This is a genomic window from Anaerobacillus sp. CMMVII, assembly GCF_025377685.1.
Classification (GTDB): domain Bacteria; phylum Bacillota; class Bacilli; order Bacillales; family Anaerobacillaceae; genus Anaerobacillus.
Window position 1 is genome coordinate 90833 of sequence record NZ_JACEHK010000018.1, and the last position, 18241, is coordinate 109073.

An 18241-nucleotide genomic window follows, 5' to 3' on the forward strand; every position below is an offset into this window, starting at 1 on the left:
CCAACTAAACTTTCTCTATTTTAACTGCACAAACTTTAAATTCTGGCATTCTTGAAGTCGGATCTAGAGCCGGATTCGTTAACTGGTTAACAGATAACTCTTTCCCCCAATGGTAAGGGACGAATACATGATCATTTCGAATTGCCTTAGTTAAACGAACATCTACCACCATTGAAGATCGCGGTGTAGTTAATTTAACTTGATCTCCATTTGCTAAATTATACTGACTCGCTAATTCTGGATGCATTTCTGCGTAAGGTAGTGGACATTGTTCCATCAAGAATTTTACTCTTCTAGTTTGTGTACCGGATAGATAATGGAATACAACGCGACCAGTTGTTAATGTAAGTGGATATTTTGCAGTTGGAATTTCTGCTGGTTCCTGCCACTCTACTACTGCTAAATTTGCCTTCCCATTAGGTGTATCAAATTTTTCTTTGAACATTGTTGGTGTTCCAGGATGATCTTCTGATGGACATGGCCAGAATACTCCATCCTCTTTATCGATTCGGTCATACGTAATCCCGTAATAATCGGCTTTTCCACCTTTTGTTGCTAGGCGGAATTCTTCATAAATTTGTGGTACATTTTCATATGGAAAGAACTTACCTTTATCCATACGCTCAGCAATAGCCTGCATAATCTGCCAATCAGTTTTAGATTCTCCAACTGGATCTTTAACTTTACGAATACGAATTACCCGACCTTCAAGGTTTGTAGTTGTTCCCTCATCTTCAGCCCACGTTGTAGCAGGAAGAACGACATCTGCAAATTCTGCTGTTTCTGATAAGAAGAAATCACTAACAACTAAAAAGTCTAATTTTCTAAAACTATCCCAAACATACTCCGTATTTGGAGCAGATACAGCCGGGTTACTACACATCACGTGCATCGCACGAATATTTCCTTTTTGAATTTCATCAAACATCTCATAAGCAGAAACCCCTGCTTTTGGCATTTCTTCTGGTTTAATTCCCCAAACGCCTGAAATATATTTAACATGTTCAGGATCTGCAATTTTTCTGTATCCAGGAAGTGCATCTGCCTTTTGCCCATGTTCGCGACCACCTTGACCATTTCCTTGACCAGTCACTGTTGCCACTCCAGAAGCAAATTTTCCAATTTGCCCTCTAAGTAATGCCATTGAAGTATAGATACAAACGTTGTCTACTCCTTTTGTTTGTTGTTCAATACCACGACAGAACATTACTACCGAACGAGGGGATTGACCATAAATCCGAGCAGCTTTTTCAATTTTCTCAACAGAAACTCCAGTAATTTCAGATGTATACTCAGGAGTAAACATCTTTACATTTTCTTTCATCTCTTCAAAGTTGTTACAGCGTTCGTTAACATAAGCCTCATCTACATATCCGTCACGGACGATGATGTGCAACATACCGTTAGCTAACGCTGAGTCAGTACCAGATTTTAAATCTAGGTGTACATCAGCAAGTCTAGCAATTTGAGTCTCGCGAGGATCAGCTACGATCATTTTGGCGCCTTTGTCTCTTGCCTTCCATAACCACTGGATTGAAGTTGGATGACATTCTGCCGCATTCCATCCAGAAATAAAGAAGCAATCCGTATGCTCTAAGTCAGTCCATGGGAATGTAGAACCTCGGTCTGTTCCAAGCGTCTTCATGAAACCACCAGCCGCAGAACTCATACAAAAACGACCGTTATAGTCAACAAAGCGTGTTCCTAATGCGACGCGAGCATACTTCCCTACGAGATAACATTTTTCGTTGTCATTGAAACTCCGCCATATACCGACAGCGCGTCTTTACCATACTTACTTTGCAGTTCTTTAAAATTCTTCTCAATTAAATCGAGAGCTTCTTCCCATGTCGCTTTTACGAACTGGCCATTTTTCTTAATTAATGGTGTCTTTATTCTTTCATCATGATCTACTGTTTGGTACGCAGTTACACCTTTAGGACACATCTTTCCTAACGTTACTGGCCAGTCATAACGAGGTTCTACCCCAACAACTTTACCTGTTTTTTCATTTAATCTTATATGCATCCCACACTGCATTCCACAATAGCAGCAATGAGTTGTAATTAGTTTTTCACCTTCATGATGAAGATTTTTTACGCCTTCTTTAGCTAAAAACTGTGTCATTATTTATCCTCCTCTGATTGAAAAGCACCGTGACGCTTGAGGCGTCATGAGCTAAACGTTAATCTTTTTTTACTTACTTATTCTCTTTGTTATAGAACTCATCCGATCTTTTTCTTCCAAAACCTGGAATGTGAATTCCGTTATTCGTTTGAACTGGTCCGTATGGATTTCCTTTTACTGAACCTAAGTTTAACTGACTCATCACCCGAATTTTTCTACGACAATTTGTACAGTAGTCCGCTAGATACGTGCCATCTTCAAGTTTCAAATCGAACTGTTGCGCATGTAAAATAGCTTTTACATCTTCAATTTGATCATCATTACTATATTTGGTTCCACATTTTTTACATGATCTCGTATCAACCATCATTTCCTCCTGGTAGTTCATCGGTACCGCTGTTGCTAGTGGCCGAATTGGCAAGTGGAAAAGTTTTCCGAATGGGAAGTAAATTAAGAATAGTACTACAGTAATTTGATGCCCTAATGCTAGTTGCGGATGAAAAAATCCACCCATAAATTTATATGAAACTGTTAATAATAAACCTGATACCGTTACCGCTAGAAGTATATAAAGTGGTAATAAATCAAACTCAGCACGTTCAGTGACTTTCAAATCGTGATTGTGAATTCTTCTAACCAGGGCCATTATGACACCAACTAAAACCATTAATGCTGTAATATTAAGTCCGTTATAGATCATCTCTGCAAACAATCCATTTGCTTGCATTTTTATTGTTGGGATGTTGAATACCATCATTTGATACGTTGTCGCATCGATAAGTCTAAAGTGCATCCAGCCAAACGTTAGGCCGAAGGTGATTGCAAACGACCCGATACACCCCCATGCGATTAACCAATGTTGGATACCACGGTATAAGCCGCGTTTAAAGATGAATTTTTGTAGAATAATATTGTCCACAAGTGTTTTCAAAATTGCAGTGATATTTCTTTTTGAACGTTTTTTAGTAAAAAAGTTTTTAATACTTCTTTTTACCATTTGATTAGTTGCTGGGCGAATTAACCAAGCTGCCATTCTAACTGTAATACCAATCGCGAAAATAAATGACGCAACCATATATCCCATAAGCATTAAATCAACTTTCGCAAACTGCCCTGTTCCTATCCACATTGTTAGGAACAAAAAAGTAACCACGAAGAATGCATACATACTTGTTTTTGAGTAAAAGGATCTTTCAATCTTTTTCATCATTACATTTTCCACTTCTGCTGTTTCTATATTATTTGTAGAATAATTTCTTTGGAGATTATTCATCTGTATATCACTCCCTTAGAGGTAATTGCACATTGGACAACTATAGGCCTTGTAGCTGTGAACGGTGCTTCACTGTTTTCTTACCCTTATTGTAGAAGAGACAACATTAAGTAACTGTGCATTTTCTCACACCGCCCCTGTGAATTTTCTCACAGAAAATTCATTTGTCACATTAACACCATGCTAAAAGTAGTTAAAATCATTGATATACCAACGGTACTTTATCAAAGTAAAGGTTTTCCCGTTCACAAAATAGTCATAGTTTATCAAGGAATTGGTAAGGCTTACATTATTATTTTCGAAAAACTTTAATCTTTCAAAAAACTCCATTGCTCTTTTGGCTATCAAATATTAATTGCGCAAGTTACTTATTAGGCTATAGAAAACTCTTCACTTACTATCCAATCTAAGTGAGGAGGAAGACAACTAACTTCGTCCTCCCCCTCACTTAGATTTCGAAGCTAAAACCAACAATCCTTTTAGAAAAATTAACATAAACAAAAAAGGTGGCATTTAGCCAACCTTTTAAAAGTCTTTATCATTTTTGGCCAGAAGACCCCCACTTCAAGGAGTTTACGAGTAAGTGGGGGATGAATGGCTATCTTTTCACAAAAACCAGAACGTATGATCCTATTTTGTGTTATAATATGGTTAGAGAGTGAGGTGGAAAATATGGTTGTAAAGAAAGCCTATAAATTTCGTATCTACCCAACAAAGTCACAACTAGAGCTCATCAATAAGACCATTGGATGTGCGCGTTTCGTGTTTAACTTCTTCCTTGCCAAGCAAAAACAGAAAGATGCCTATTGGTACATCGTGGAAGAAATGAAGCAATCCGGGCAGCTACCTACAAATGCTTGGAAAGGTGAATTCTTTAAAAAATACGACTCGGTAAAAATGGTTCGTTGGTTAAAGAAACAGTACCCATTTCTAAAAGAAGTTGATAGTATTTCTCTCCAAAAATCCGTAGAAAACTTAAATAATGCGTATACTCGCTACTACAAAAAACAAGCCAAAGCTCCTCGGTTTAAGTCAAAGAAGAACAAGGTTCAGTCGTACACCACAAAACAGACCAATGGGAACATCATGGTTTTGGATCGCTACATCAAGTTACCAAAACTCGGACTTGTTCGTTTTGCGAAAAGTCGTGAAGTGAACGGCCGAATTATAAATGCGACGATTCGGCGCAGTCCAAGCGGTAAATACTTCATTAGTATTTTAGTAGAAACAAAGGTCGAAAAACTGCCTGAAACCGATTCATCTGTCGGTGTCGATGTCGGTCTTAAAGCTTTTGCGACTCTTTCGGATGGTACTGTCTATCAGAATCCGAGATGGTTTCATTCTCTTGAGCAAAAGTTAGTAAAGGCTCAACAAATCCTTTCCAGACGAAACATCGGTTCATCCAACTGGTACAAACAACGAAAAAAGGTCGCTCTGATTCATGAAAAGATTACGAACGCTCGTACAGACTTCTTACACAAACTTTCAACCAATCTTGTCAAAAACCACGACATCATTGGGATGGAAGATCTTTCGGTTCAAAATATGGTAAAAAATAAGAACCTTGCCAAGGCCATTAGTGAAGCTTCGTGGTATCAATTTCGTCAAATGCTTGAATACAAAGCAAGGTGGTATCAATTTCGTCAAATGCTTGAATACAAAGCAAGGTGGTATGGCAAACAAGTAGTAGTAGTCGCTAAAAACTTCCCAAGTAGTCAGCTGTGTTCGTGTTGTGGCTACAAGAATAAAGACGTGAAACATCTGGCGTTACGTGAATGGGAATGTCCATCATGTAAGAGCTATCACCAAAGAGATGTAAACGCAGGAATGAATCTTCGTAATGAAGCATTACGATTAACTGTCGGGACGACAGGGATCGCCTAATCAACTAGATACCAATAGGTGTCTTTACTTAGGAAGCCCCCACTTCAAATTTTCGTTAGAAAATTAAGTGGAGGGTAGTTCACTGTAATGCCTTAGGAATGTAGGCACAATATGGATCACTTTCTAAATAATCTCCAGAAAGTGCATAAGCTCTTGCACGAGATCCACCACAAATTTCCTTAAACTCACAAACCCCACATTTGCCTTTTAATAAATCTTTATTTCTTAACTCTTTCAGTATTGGACTTTCTCGGTAAATTTCAGGAAGTGGTGTTTCACGTACATTACCACATTTCACAGGTAAGAAACCACTTGGATAGACATCGCCAATATGACTTATAAAGATAAAACCATCACCATCATTAACTCCTTTTGGTGCTCTTCCCAGTGTATCTAAACGCTTTGTCCCTTGTGTATTTCCTAATTTCAAACGTTTTCTTTCCTGAATTGCAACACGACGGTAATGCGGCGCTTCTGTAGCCTTAACGTCATATGGCATTTCTTGCTGCATTTTAAATAACCATTTCATAACTTCTTCATGCTCTTCTGCAGTAATCATATCTTTTTCCATTCCTCTTCCCGTCGGAATTAGGAAGAACACACTCCATAGAACAGCATTCATCTCTTTAACCTTTTCCGCCATTGCAGGTAGATCATCTATATTATATCTAGAGACAGTGGTATTAATTTGGATTGGAATATTTAGTTCCTTTAAGTAATCAATACCTTTCATGGTTAAATCGTATGAACCTTTTGTTCCTCGGAAATGATCATGAATCTCTGCTGTTGAACCATCTAAACTGAACGCCCATCTTGAAAGACCAACTTCTTTTGCCTGGTCAATCGCTTTTTTCGTTACTTTTGGCGTCGCACTCGGTGTCATTGATACCGGTAGCTTCTTTTCTTCTATCGCATACTTCGCTAATTCATAAAGGTCAGGCCTCATTAATGGGTCCCCACCTGTAAATACAAATAAAGGGTTTTCCATTGTTGCTATTTCATCTATTAATTTCTTACCCTCTTCAAAAGAAAGCTGTCTTGGATCTGCTTGATATTGAGCTTCCGCTCGACAATGTAAACATTTTAACGCGCAAGCTCTAGTTACTTCCCAAATAACAATGAACGGATTTTCATCATAATTTTTGGTTTCATTGATAAGAAAGATAAATCCATAGTAACTCCTCCGTTCTAGTAAAAGTTTTTTATCATGGTTTAATCATAAGCGAGTGTTGCAAATGCAGCAGTGAGATATATCACATGAAATAAAGCGGATTGAGATATAACAAACATTTGACACAAATTAAGAAAAGCGCAAGCGCCATAGGAAAAAGTGCAGTACTTTTCCCCTAGGTAGCCAAGGAACTTCCTCGGGTTACTTCTCTTCTCTGCTTTGCGACGAGTAACCGCAGGAGCAGCGACAAGCAAATGTTTTTCGAGGGGTTGGGCGGTGCTCCTGCGTCACTACGTTTACTCGTCGCAAAACCTGCAATGAAGTAACTTCATTGATGTGTCTTGGAGCTAGACAGTTATTACGTTGAAATTTTATGCATTCTTATCTTTCAAAAAAAAGAGGGATCTACAATTAGATCCTCACTGTTTCTTAGACTCTACAAGGTACTGCTTTTTGGTCTGCCATTAAATTAAAAAATTTAGCCCACGTCTCGTTTACAAGACCTTCTATTTGTTCTTTTGTAGCATCATCTATATGAATGCCACCCAAGAGGACAATTTTTTGTTGGAAAGTATTGCACCAAACTTTAGCTAATTCAATAAATAAATCTTCTTCTTTATGATGTGGAAAACCGTAACTTATAATTTTCACTTCACTTTCCTCATAAGTGGCTATTACTACTGCACCAATATGTGGTGCGGTTCCACCAGATACAACTATTAGATTATCCTCGCCTACACGATTTAACTCACAACTGATCATCGTTTTTTCTCCCCCTATATCAGTGGATTTGAACTTATCTTAACAAATTCAAATCTCAAATAATGTGAAGCACATCACAGTAGGTTTTTTAATTACCAAATTGAATTTATCTGTTCTTGTAATTGACACAAATTGTTATTAGAATAGACCTAAAAAAGGATTTCCCTAATTGGTTACTATAATCTCGTGAAATTTTTACACATTAACTAAGTAGTTTATGGTATCGTTATTTCAGAAAGTAGATTTTTACACACTTCTTCGATTATTATTCTACTCGCTTGTGCTCTTAAAATAAGTGATTATTGTTACATAGTTACAATTAATTTAAAAAGGGGCTGAAATTATGTCTATTTCCAAGTTTCTAGATAGCATCCCTATTTTTTCAGTTTTACCAGAAGTTCAAAAACAACAATTATCAGAAATTATTCAGACAAAAAAAATGACAAAAGGTGAAGTGCTTTTTCACGAGTATGATACAGCGGAATCTATTTTTTTATAAACGAGGGAAAGGTACGCATTAGTAAAAGTACACCTGAAGGAAAAGAGATATCCTTAAGCATTCGTCAGACTGGTGATATGTTTGCTGAGGTAGCACTTTTTTGTAAAGAAGGAAGTACGTACCCAGCAACAGCAATTTGTATTGAGAGTGGCTACGTATCTTATATAAAAAATGATGAATTAGAATCATTTTTACTACATCATCCTCAACTAGCTGTTTCCATGTTTAGGTTTGTTTCAGAAAGATTGCGTATCTCCCAAACCACTTTAAGAGATATTGCTTTATATGGAAAATTTGGCGCATTAGCTGCAACTCTAGTTCGATTAGCTGAAGAATATGGCGAAGTTAACAATGATAATGTTACGATAAAGTTAAAGCTTACCCATGAGGATCTCGGCAGTTTTTTTGGCGCGACTCGTGAGAGTGTTACCCGCTTAATGAATCAATTAAAACAACAAGGAATTGTTTCAAAAAAGGATGGATATTTAGTTATTCATAATATGGACTTATTAAACGAATATATTAATTAAGGGCCTCTTACCTAAACATACTAGGTTAAATTAAAGTGCAATAACTGAGGACTATATTATAAAAGGCTGTTTTCGCAAAGTTTGTTGCTTTCGTAAAAATCCCAAAAGCCGGATTTTTACACAATATACTAAGAATTCACCACTAATTTAGTAAGTATTGCTCTTTTCTTAATTAATTTATTGGGTGATATCTTCATTTAAGGTATTTTTCCGATTATTTTAGTGTAAAAAAGCAACAAGTTTTTTTGTGCGACGAGTAACCGCAGGAGCAATGTTTACGAAAAGAGCCTTATAAAAAGAACTAAGGTCCTTCTCTTAGTTCTTTTTTGATATTCAAAAGATATTTTCGTAGACATTTTGGCTTAATTCTATAAATAATCCATATTTCTGCACTTAACAACAAATGTTAGAAAAGATGCACCTTAGACCTTGATATACCTTGTCATTTCTAGCTATTTTTAAAAGCAACAATCTTTGAGAAAACAGCAAAAAAAAAAAAATGACGATCTGGGTTTCGTCATTTCCTCTGTTCAAAAGATTGGGGGTCAAATGAACAAAAATACATTATTTCATGCATTTACACGTTATTAACATTGTTATTTGGCAACATTTTCGTTAGATATTCTAACCTTTTTCTATCTACTTATTTGCTTTGTTATATTAGATTGGTCTTGTTTATGAAAACTTTATTTATTAACGTTTTGGGCGAACATTAGATAAATAATGGTCCGTTTCCATGTACCAAGAACCTTTATTGCTTACCTTTATCTTACAAGTAACTCAACATTGATTCTGTGAGAATCGTCACATAACGACAGGAGGTAGTGTGACTATTTTGTGAATTATTTTCAGATATAGCTTAGGCGCCTAGAACTAGACATTAACTACAAATAACGTTATTACATAACATTTTATGTGAAAACAAGCTTTCTTAAAGATTGTTGCTATTAGCTTTTGGTCGTCGCTAAGCGGATATTTGGCTCAAAAAGCAAAATATTTACGAAAACAACTATTACGAAATCGCAACAACTCGTTCAGGTCAACACCATTCTAATATAAGATTTTTACTTAAAGAAAAAAAAGAGTGGCTATTCCAACGCAAAATAGATAGCCCCTCATTTTTTTATTATTTAATTTCCGATTAACGCAACCAGGATTGCTTTTTGTACATGTAGGCGATTTTCTGCTTGATCAAAAATAAATGAGTGATTTCCATCAATGATCCCAGCGGAAACTTCCTCTCCACGGTGAGCTGGCAAGCAATGTAAGAACATGTAATCAGGTTTCGCATATGTCATTAACGAATCATTCACTTGAAATAACTTAAAATCTTCAAGTCTCTTAGCTGTCTCCTCTTCGTAGCCCATACTCGTCCATACATCAGTATAAACTACATCTGCACCACGAACTGCCTCAATCGGGTCATTTGTTAACATGAACTGAGATCCCGTTTCTATGGATATTGCCTCAATTTCTTTGACGATCCATTCCTTTGGTTCATATCCCTTTGGCGTGGCAATAGCAATGTCGATTCCAACTTTTGCACAAGCAATTAATAACGAATGGGCAACATTATTTCCATCACCAACGTATACTGCCTTCAGTCCATTAAAGGTTTTCTTCACTTCCAAAATTGTTAAGATATCGGCTAGAGCTTGACAAGGGTGGAAATCATCTGTTAATGCATTAATAACAGGGACCGTTGAATAGTGTGCCAATTCCTCAATGATTTCATGCCCATGTGTTCGAATCATAATTCCATCTACGTATCTTGAAAGAACTTGAGCAGTATCTGAAATTGGTTCACCTCTTCCAAGCTGCGAATCCTTTGAACTTAAAAATAACGCAGATCCACCCAATTGTGTCATCCCTACCTCAAAAGAAACCCTTGTTCTTGTAGAGGATTTCTCAAAAATCATTGCTAGAGTTTTCCCCATTAAAAGTTGGTGTGGAACACCTTCCTTTTGATAGTTTTTTAAAGTTAATGAAAAATCTAAAAGTTCCTTTATTTCAGTTGATGAATAATCGAGCAGCGTAAGAAAATGCTTCCCTTTGTATTTTTTTAAATGAAGTCCTGATTCGAGTACCGACATGACAGTCAAGTTCTACACATCCTTTTTCAATAAATTATCTATGGCTCTTCTTTCTCATCCTAAAAAGTAAAACTTTATACAAAAAAAGTGCTTATTTTTAAACTGATGGACATTTAGCATTTTGATATTTAGCTAACCAATGATTAATAGAGTTAACAGTGTAGTTTTCATTTTTTAGACTATTAATCATAAAAGTAAAAGTTGAAAGTTCTGATACTACTGGTAAGCGATTCTTCAAGGTTTCTTTTCGTCTTAGTTTACTTGTCGCATCATTAATTTCAACACTTACATAACAAACACTATTGTCATTAGTAACCCACTCTTCGAAAGCACAGGTAGATTCGTCAACTACCTCGAAACCAAGTTGCTGCAACAACGGTATTAGAGAGGTAAATTCTAGCTGCTGACTAGCACCAATCTCAGCAAATATTGTTCCTTTTTTCTGGAACATTTGTGGAATGTCTCTTTCACCCCAGACAAAAGCTTTTCGAAACGCTTCTTCAACCTTATCGCTAATTGATATGAGTTCACCCGTTGACTTCATTTCTGCTTCTAATTTCGGATCTAGATCCGGTAGTTTAGAATATGAAAATACCGGCGCCTTTACAGTAAAATATGGTGGTTCCTCTTGATACCCTAACGTGTCAATTAAATTAACTAGTTTTTCATCCATTAACAACTTAATTGTATGACCAATCATGTTCATTCCCGTAACTTTACTTAAGATAGGCACAGTCCTTGATGCACGGGGGTTAACTTCCAATACAAAGACCTTCTCTTTAAAAATGACAAACTGAATATTAAAGACCCCTTTAAAGTTCATGCCATTTGCTATCCGTTTTGTATAGTCTATAATTGTTTCTTTATGAACATCTTTCACATTTAGTGGTGGAATGACAGAGATGCTATCACCTGAGTGAACACCAGCTCTTTCAATATGTTGAAACATACCAGGAACGACTACATCTTTCCCGTCTGTTAGTGCATCCACTTCTACTTCCATTCCTGGATAAAATGCATCTAGTAAAATAGGAAACAATGGTGAGTTCAATTCATCGTTAAGATATTCAACCATTTCTTCACGAGTGTGGAAAACCATCATCCCTTGCCCACCAATTACGTACGAAGGACGAATTAAGACCGGAAACCCGATTTCCTCAGCTTTGACAAGTAAGTCAACTTCATGAAAAGCCGTAACTCCTGGTATATGTGGTACATTTACTTCCTGCATGAATTTGTAAAAACGATCTCTGTCCTCTAATTTATCAATTGTGTCATGATTCGTTCCTAGAAGCGGTACACCAGCAGCCTCTAAGTCTTTCACTAATGATATCGACGTTTGGCCACCTAACTGAACGATTACACCATCGGCCTTTTCAAGCTCGATGATATTTAGAACGTCTTCTGTTGTGATTGGCTCAAAGTAGAGTCGATCCGCAATCTCATAATCAGTACTTACTGTTTCAGGATTATTATTAATTAAAATAGCCTCATAATTTAGTTGTTTTAATGCTAGAACTCCATGAACAGAACAATAATCAAATTCAATCCCTTGCCCAATTCGAATTGGACCAGAACCGATAATAATGATTTTATTCTTTGCTGTCTCAGTTTCTACGTCCTGTTCACCCGACCAGCTTGAGTAATAATATGCAGTATTTGCAATAAATTCTCCCGCACAGGTATCAACCATTTTATATGATGGGGTAATGTTAAATTCATGGCGCTTCTTGCGAAGGTCATCTAACGTAACATTCCAAACAGATGCTAACCATTCATCTGAAAAGCCATGTATTTTTAAATCTGCTAACTCATCTTTTGTAATAGTTCCATAGCTGAGTTTTTGGGCATACTGTTCCTGTTCGACTAAGAACTTCCAGCTATCCAAGTAAAAATAATTAATATTAGTTTGGTAGTGAACTTCCTCTGTTGATACTCCACGACGTAATAGTTCTAAGATTGCAAAAAAGCGAAGGTCATCAGCTTCTTTAACACTCTTCCATAACTTTTCTTGAGTTACTTTCTTCAGCGATTTCATTTCTAAGCCTACGATTCCTTTAATATCTAATGAACGAACGGCTTTTTGGAAGGCTGACTCTAAATTTCTTTCAATAGCCATTACTTCACCAGTTGCCTTCATTTGTGTCCCTAATTTGCGGTTTGCGTGCGGAAATTTATCGAATGGCCAACGTGGGAACTTAACCACACAATAGTCTAAAGCCGGTTCAAAACTAGCATACGTATGACCAGTTACTGGGTTTAAAAGCTCGTGTAAATGGTAACCTAAGCTCAATTTTGCTGCAATTCGAGCAATTGGGTAGCCTGTTGCCTTTGATGCCAAGGCGCTAGAACGACTAACACGTGGATTTACTTCAATTAAATAATATTGTTTACTGTATGGGTCTAAGGCAAATTGGATATTACACCCACCAACAATCCCTAGAGCTCGAATGATCTTACGGAAACTGAGCGAAGCATTTGATATTCAACATCTGTTAAGGTCTGCGAAGGTGCCACGACAATCGAATCTCCGGTGTGAATTCCTACTGGATCGATGTTCTCCATATTACAAATCGTAATGCATGTGCCGTTGGCATCTCTCATAACCTCGTATTCTATTTCTTTAAAGCCGGCAATACTTTGCTCAATTAAGCACTGATTGATTGGACTTGCACTAAGTCCGCCTTTGACAACTTTTTTTAGTGAAGACTCGTCGTCAACTATTCCACCGCCTGCTCCTCCTAATGTATAAGCGGGGCGAACGATGATTGGATAACCAACGCTGTTTGCAAAGTTAAGCGCATCTTCAACAGTCTCAACTATTTCACTTTCAGGAACAGGTTCACCTAATTGATGCATAAGGGTCCGGAACTCTTCACGATCCTCCCCCTTCATAATCGATTCGATCGGTGTGCCTAAAAGGGGTACACCATATTTATCTAAAATACCTTCCTTGTGTAAAGATAACGCTAAATTTAAACCAGTTTGCCCACCTAAAGTCGCTAAAATCCCATCAGGTTTCTCTTTTAGGATAATTTTTTCAACACTTTCTACCGTCAATGGTTCAAAATATACAACATCAGCACACGCATCATCCGTCATAACTGTTGCAGGGTTATTATTAATTAGGATTACTTTGCACCCCTCTTCTTTTAAAGCAAGACAAGCTTGAGTACCTGCATAATCGAATTCAGCTGCTTGCCCAATCACAATTGGACCAGAGCCAATCACCAAAATTTTGTTAATGTCTTGACGTTTAGGCATATACTTTTTCTCTCCTCTTACTACTCATATCCGTTAGGAAATGTAAAAATAGTTCTTCTGAATCTGAAGGTCCAGGATGGGCCTCTGGATGAAATTGTACAGACGTAATTGGGTAAAGATTGTGCGACATTCTTCTATTGATTGATCGTTGATATTTATATAAAGAGGCGTAAACCCTGTTTTCTTTAAACTTTCTTCTGTTACAACGTAACTATGATTTTGCGACGTAATATATACTTTCTTCGAAACTATGTTTTGAACAGGTTGATTTGCTCCTCGATGTCCGAAGCGAAGCTTCTGAGTATCACCACCAAATGCAAGAGCCAAAAGCTGATGTCCTAAACAAATCCCCATAGTCGGGTAGGTGGTTGCTAACCGTTTAATTTGCCCGGTTAAACTTAGAAGTTTTTTGGGATTTCCAGGACCATTTGACAAGAGAAGCCCATCTGGTTTTAAACAATTAATTGTTTTTTCATCTGTATTATACGGGACAACAGTTACTTTGCAGCCTAATTTTAGTAGTGTTGTTAAAATTGATTTTTTAAAACCAAAATCGATTAAGACAACATGGTATTCCCCTTCTCCAAACGTTTCAATTTTCGATGTAGAAACTTCTTCAACTATATTTCTAGTTCCAATCATTTGTTTTGTGCTAAAATCTATTTTTTCGACATCAGTCGTGATAATTGCACCCATATCACCTAACTCGCGAATACGCTTTACAACCGCTCTAGTATCAACTCCTACTAGAATTGGAATAGAATTACTTTCGGCGTAGTTTTTTAGGGAGCTAGTAGCTTGGTAATGGTAGGCTTGGTTTCGGCAGCCTTGCATAATTAAGGCAGAAGCTTGTGGAACTATGCTTTCTTGGTCGTCACCGTTATACCATAGTTTCCAATTAGTGGATAAGTGAAAACAACCATTTGACCTCTAAAGGACGGATCAGTAACCACTTCCTCATATCCAGTCATTCCTGTAAAAAACACAACCTCACCATATACTTCTTGTTCGGTTCCTAATAACTCACCTTCAAAAATTCACCTGTTGATAATACTAAATAGCCCTTCACTTTCCTTCCCCCTCTATTTAAAAGACGAGTAAAAATCATCTCTGTTGTATTTTTATTCATAAAACCTCAAAAAAACAATCCATTTATAAGGCTCTTTTGTTAACGTTTTACGCCTGCAGTTACTCGTTGCACATATTACCTCATATTCACGGCTCTTCTCGTAAACTTTTTGGCTTTGTGGAAATTATTTCAATGTATAGTAGATTGTTAGAAAAGATGCTCCTGATATATCATATCATTTCTGGCTATTTTAAAAGCAACAACCTTTAAGAAAACACCTATATTCAAAGAGAAACCTATACAAATACAGCCAAATCTAGGGCAATCATCTCAACCGCTTGATCTAATTCAGCAAAGCTGACTGTTAATGGTGGTAAGAGTCGTAATACATTTGATCCTGCATTTAAGACTAATAAGCCTTTATCCCTTAATGAGGATATGAAAGTACTAACATCTTGATGACACTCAATCCCTACCATAAGCCCTTTGCCTCGAATTTCCTTAACAGTTGGTGCTGATTTTAGTGCTGTTTGTAGGCTTGATAAAAATATGCACCTTTTTCTTCAACTTCTGCTAAGAAATTTTCCTCGAAGATGATTTCAGTTGTCGCACTTGCTGCTGCCATAGCTAAAGGGTTACCACCAAATGTTGAACCGTGACTCCCTGGGCCAAATGCTTCAATTAGGTGCTTATTACCAATAAGAGCCCCCACAGGAAAACCATTTCCTAATCCTTTAGCAACTGTAATGATATCAGGTGACATATTGTAATGCTGATAACCAAACGCCTTACCGGTTCGGCCAATTCCCGTTTGCACTTCATCGACAACAACTAAAAAATCATGTTTTTGTTTAACTCATTGATAGTTTCAATAAATTCATTGGTTGCTATGCGAACGCCACCTTCACCTTGAATAACCTCAAGGAAAATTGCTGCTACTTGATCATCTACCACTGCTTTTAATGCCTCACAATCGTTATATGGAACATATGAAAATCCTTCTAATAATGGTGTAAAACCTTTGTGGATTTTGTCTTGTCCAGTTGCTGATAAACTTCCCATGGTTCTCCCATGAAACGATTGAAAAAAAGTGATAATGTTCGTTTTTTTAGTTGCTTTTCTTACTAACTTTATCGCCGCTTCATTTGCCTCTGTCCCACTGTTACAAAAAAATACTGCATCACCAGTAGAGTTCTCGACTAATTGTTTAGCTACCGCCTCTTGACCTTCTATATGAAATAGATTAGAAACATGAACTACTTGATCTAATTGTTTTTTTATCGCATCATTAACCTTAGGATGGCAGTGGCCGAGATTGCAAACGGCAATCCCCGCTACGAAATCTAAATAGGCCTGACCATGCTTATCAATAATTGTTGTTCCTTTAGCTTCAGCAACTTTAAGTGGCCATTTATTATAGGTAGGAAATAAATAACTCATTGAAACACCCTCTTTTTAGTATTGAGTACGGAGTTTTGAGTTTCATAACTTTGCTAAGAAGATAACCATGTCTTATCTCATAACTCAAAACTCATAACTGGTTCTTTTGATTTTACGATTTTTGTCCCTACTAATTCGCGACCGTCCATCAGGTTTTTACCTTTCCCATCGATAATGTAAACCTCATCAATGTGTCCCTGGAGACATTTGGCTGCAGCTGTCACTTTTGGGATCATTCCTCCATAAATCGTACCATCTTCAATCATTTCAGTAATTTCTGAAATTGAAACAACCTTTTGTAATTGATTGTCTTTCAGTATTCCTGGTACATCAGTAACAAAAATCATCTTTTTAGCTTTGATACTTTCTGCTACAGCTCCAGCAGCTGTATCAGCATTGATGTTATAATGATTACCAGCATCATCAATTCCAATTGGAGCTATGACGGGCATAACGTTTATACTTAATAATTGCTGAAGAAATTCACCATTTACGCTCGTCACTTTACCAACAAATCCAAGTTGTTCTTTATTAATTGGTAAAGCTTTAAGTAAGGATGCATCGCAGCCTGAAATACCGATGCTTGTTAGACCCGCTTTTTGAAATTTCGTTACAAGCCACTTGTTCACCTTTCCGGTTAAAACCATTTCTGCTACCTCTAAAACCTCTTCAGTCGTTTTCCGCAGTCCACCAACAAACTCACTTGTAACCTGTAATTTATTTAGTAATTCATTTATCTCAGGACCACCACCATGAACGATGATTGGCTTCAAATCTAAATCCTTTAACAGTTTCATGCTAGAAAAAAACTGGTCTGAAAGCTCATTTAATGTGCTGCCACCACACTTTACAACTATGACATCATTCATTGGTTTCGCTCCTTCTGGTTATGTTCGATAACCTGCATTTATCCTGACGTAATCATAGGTTAAATCACAGCCCCAGGCCTTCCCAGTTCCTTCACCTAGATGCAAATCTACATAAATAGTAATATTTTCTGTTGCCAAATACTCAGTAGCATCTTCTTCTGAAAAAGGAATGGGCATGCCATTTTGTAATGTTTGAATTTTCCCAATAGAAATATCAATTGTATCAGGGTTTATGTCTGCACCACTGTAGCCTGTTGCACAAATAATTCTTCCCCAGTTTGCATCAGTTCCGTAAATTGCAGATTTTACAAGATCTGACCCTACGATTGACTTAGCAACTTTCCCAGCATCTTCATCACTTATAGCACCCTTTACTTGTACCTCAATCAGCTTTGTTGCCCCTTCACCATCACGAGCAATTTTTTTGCAAGATGTTCGCAAGTCATTTGCAACCCGTGAACAAATTGGTCCCATTCAGGGTGTGTATCGGTTAACGTTTCATTATTTGCTAAACCACTAGCCATTACAACGACAGTATCGTTTGTTGAAGTATCTCCATCTACAGTAATTCGATTAAAGGTTACATCAATCACTTGACTTAATGCCTTTTGCAGCCACACTGGCTCAATATTCGCATCAGTGGTTACGAAAGCTAGCATGGTCGCCATATTTGGATGAATCATTCCAGAACCTTTTGCGGCACCACCAAAGGTAATTGTTTTCCCATCTATAGTGGTTTGAAAACATGCTCTTTTATTAATTGTATCTGTAGTTAGAATTGCTTCATTAAAACGTTCTGCTGCATCGAACTTCACTTGGGTAAGTGCTTTTATTTTTTTAATACCATTAACTATTTTATCAATTTGTAGAAACTCACCAATGACTCCGGTTGACGATACAGCTACGTAATGCTCTGGAACCCCAAAAACTTCAGCTGTAGCTTTTCGCATTGTATACGCATCTTCAACCCCTTTTTTTCCAGTACAAGCATTTGCATTCCCACTGTTTACGATAATTGCTTGAAGCTTACCTTCTTGAGCTATACTCTCTTTTGTCACCTTTATCGGAGCAGCCTGCACTTTATTTAATGTGTACACAGCCGCACTACTTGCAGGAACTTCACAGTAGATCACCCCTAAGTCTAAACGATACCGTTTTACACCCGTGTGTAAACCCGCTGCATAAAATCCTTTCGGAGTAATGATACTACCAGCCTCTACAGGACTAGCCGAAAAACTTTTAACGTTGTATCCAATTCCT

General features: G+C 37.2%; 8 protein-coding genes and 5 pseudogenes. 3 read left to right on the forward strand and 10 right to left on the reverse strand.

Annotation, left to right across the window (positions count from 1 at the left end):
• Nucleotides 1-4: 4 nt before the first annotated feature.
• Together fdhF and H1D32_RS24125 are read right to left on the reverse strand one after the other, a co-directional pair.
• A pseudogene (fdhF, locus tag H1D32_RS24120) lies at nt 5-2127 on the reverse strand (formate dehydrogenase subunit alpha).
• Nucleotides 2128-2200: 73 nt separating this feature from the next.
• The gene (locus H1D32_RS24125; protein WP_261180732.1) at nt 2201-3400 is read right to left on the reverse strand and encodes an MFS transporter; all 1200 of its coding nucleotides are present in this window, start codon (nt 3398-3400) and stop codon (nt 2201-2203) included.
• A 672-nt stretch (nt 3401-4072) separates the two neighbouring features.
• Between H1D32_RS24125 and tnpB the strand changes: the two genes are divergently transcribed.
• A complete protein-coding gene (gene tnpB, locus H1D32_RS24130) occupies nt 4073-5284 on the forward strand; it encodes an IS200/IS605 family element RNA-guided endonuclease TnpB (RefSeq protein WP_261180733.1) in 1212 nt (403 codons plus the stop codon).
• Between the two features lie 79 nt (nt 5285-5363).
• On the opposite strand, the gene H1D32_RS24135 is transcribed toward tnpB, so the two are convergent.
• Nucleotides 5364-6449, reverse strand: a complete 1086-nt coding sequence (locus H1D32_RS24135) for a TIGR04053 family radical SAM/SPASM domain-containing protein (protein ID WP_261180763.1) — start codon at nt 6447-6449, stop codon at nt 5364-5366.
• 435 nt (nt 6450-6884) lie between these two features.
• Nucleotides 6885-7217 carry a prenylated flavin chaperone LpdD gene (lpdD, locus tag H1D32_RS24140; RefSeq protein ID WP_261180734.1) on the reverse strand — a complete coding sequence of 111 codons (333 nt, stop codon included), beginning with the start codon at nt 7215-7217 and terminating at the stop codon, nt 6885-6887.
• A gap of 343 nt (nt 7218-7560) precedes the next feature.
• Between lpdD and H1D32_RS24145 the strand changes: the two genes are divergently transcribed.
• Both H1D32_RS24145 and H1D32_RS24150 read left to right on the forward strand, forming a co-directional pair.
• Entirely contained in the window at nt 7561-7716 is a 156-nt protein-coding gene (locus H1D32_RS24145; protein WP_261180735.1) for a hypothetical protein, read from the forward strand.
• A gap of 47 nt (nt 7717-7763) precedes the next feature.
• Nucleotides 7764-8246 (forward strand): Crp/Fnr family transcriptional regulator, encoded by a 483-nt coding sequence (locus H1D32_RS24150; RefSeq protein WP_261180764.1) that lies wholly within the window; start codon nt 7764-7766, stop codon nt 8244-8246.
• Nucleotides 8247-9376: 1130 nt separating this feature from the next.
• Here H1D32_RS24150 and argF read toward each other — a convergent pair.
• The 6 genes and pseudogenes from argF to argJ form a co-directional block, all read right to left on the reverse strand.
• On the reverse strand, nt 9377-10339 hold the full coding sequence (gene argF / locus H1D32_RS24155; protein WP_261180765.1) for an ornithine carbamoyltransferase: 963 nt from the start codon (nt 10337-10339) through the stop codon (nt 9377-9379).
• 97 nt (nt 10340-10436) lie between these two features.
• Nucleotides 10437-13603 (reverse strand): annotated as a pseudogene (locus tag H1D32_RS24160) (carbamoyl phosphate synthase large subunit).
• Nucleotides 13596-14672, reverse strand: a pseudogene (locus H1D32_RS24165) (carbamoyl phosphate synthase small subunit). The pseudogenes H1D32_RS24160 and H1D32_RS24165 overlap by 8 nt, the downstream one beginning before the upstream one ends.
• Before the next feature lie 296 nt (nt 14673-14968).
• Nucleotides 14969-16112: pseudogene (locus H1D32_RS24170) on the reverse strand (acetylornithine transaminase).
• A gap of 77 nt (nt 16113-16189) precedes the next feature.
• Nucleotides 16190-16981, reverse strand: coding sequence for an acetylglutamate kinase (gene argB / locus H1D32_RS24175; protein ID WP_261180736.1), 792 nt, complete (start codon nt 16979-16981; stop codon nt 16190-16192).
• Between the two features lie 18 nt (nt 16982-16999).
• Nucleotides 17000-18237 (reverse strand): annotated as a pseudogene (argJ, locus tag H1D32_RS24180) (bifunctional ornithine acetyltransferase/N-acetylglutamate synthase).
• Between the last annotated feature and the right edge of the window lie 4 nt (nt 18238-18241).

What these genes read in the sequence shown, in the direction of transcription:
- H1D32_RS24145 (WP_261180735.1), top strand. Translation starts at nt 7,561, where the DNA reads ATGTCTATTTCCAAGTTTCTAGATAGCATCCCTATTTTTTCAGTTTTA.
- lpdD (WP_261180734.1), bottom strand. Translation starts at nt 7,217, where the DNA reads ATGATCAGTTGTGAGTTAAATCGTGTAGGCGAGGATAATCTAATAGTT.
- argF (WP_261180765.1), bottom strand. Translation starts at nt 10,339, where the DNA reads ATGTCGGTACTCGAATCAGGACTTCATTTAAAAAAATACAAAGGGAAG.
- H1D32_RS24125 (WP_261180732.1), bottom strand. Translation starts at nt 3,400, where the DNA reads ATGAATAATCTCCAAAGAAATTATTCTACAAATAATATAGAAACAGCA.
- argB (WP_261180736.1), bottom strand. Translation starts at nt 16,981, where the DNA reads ATGAATGATGTCATAGTTGTAAAGTGTGGTGGCAGCACATTAAATGAG.
- tnpB (WP_261180733.1), top strand. Translation starts at nt 4,073, where the DNA reads ATGGTTGTAAAGAAAGCCTATAAATTTCGTATCTACCCAACAAAGTCA.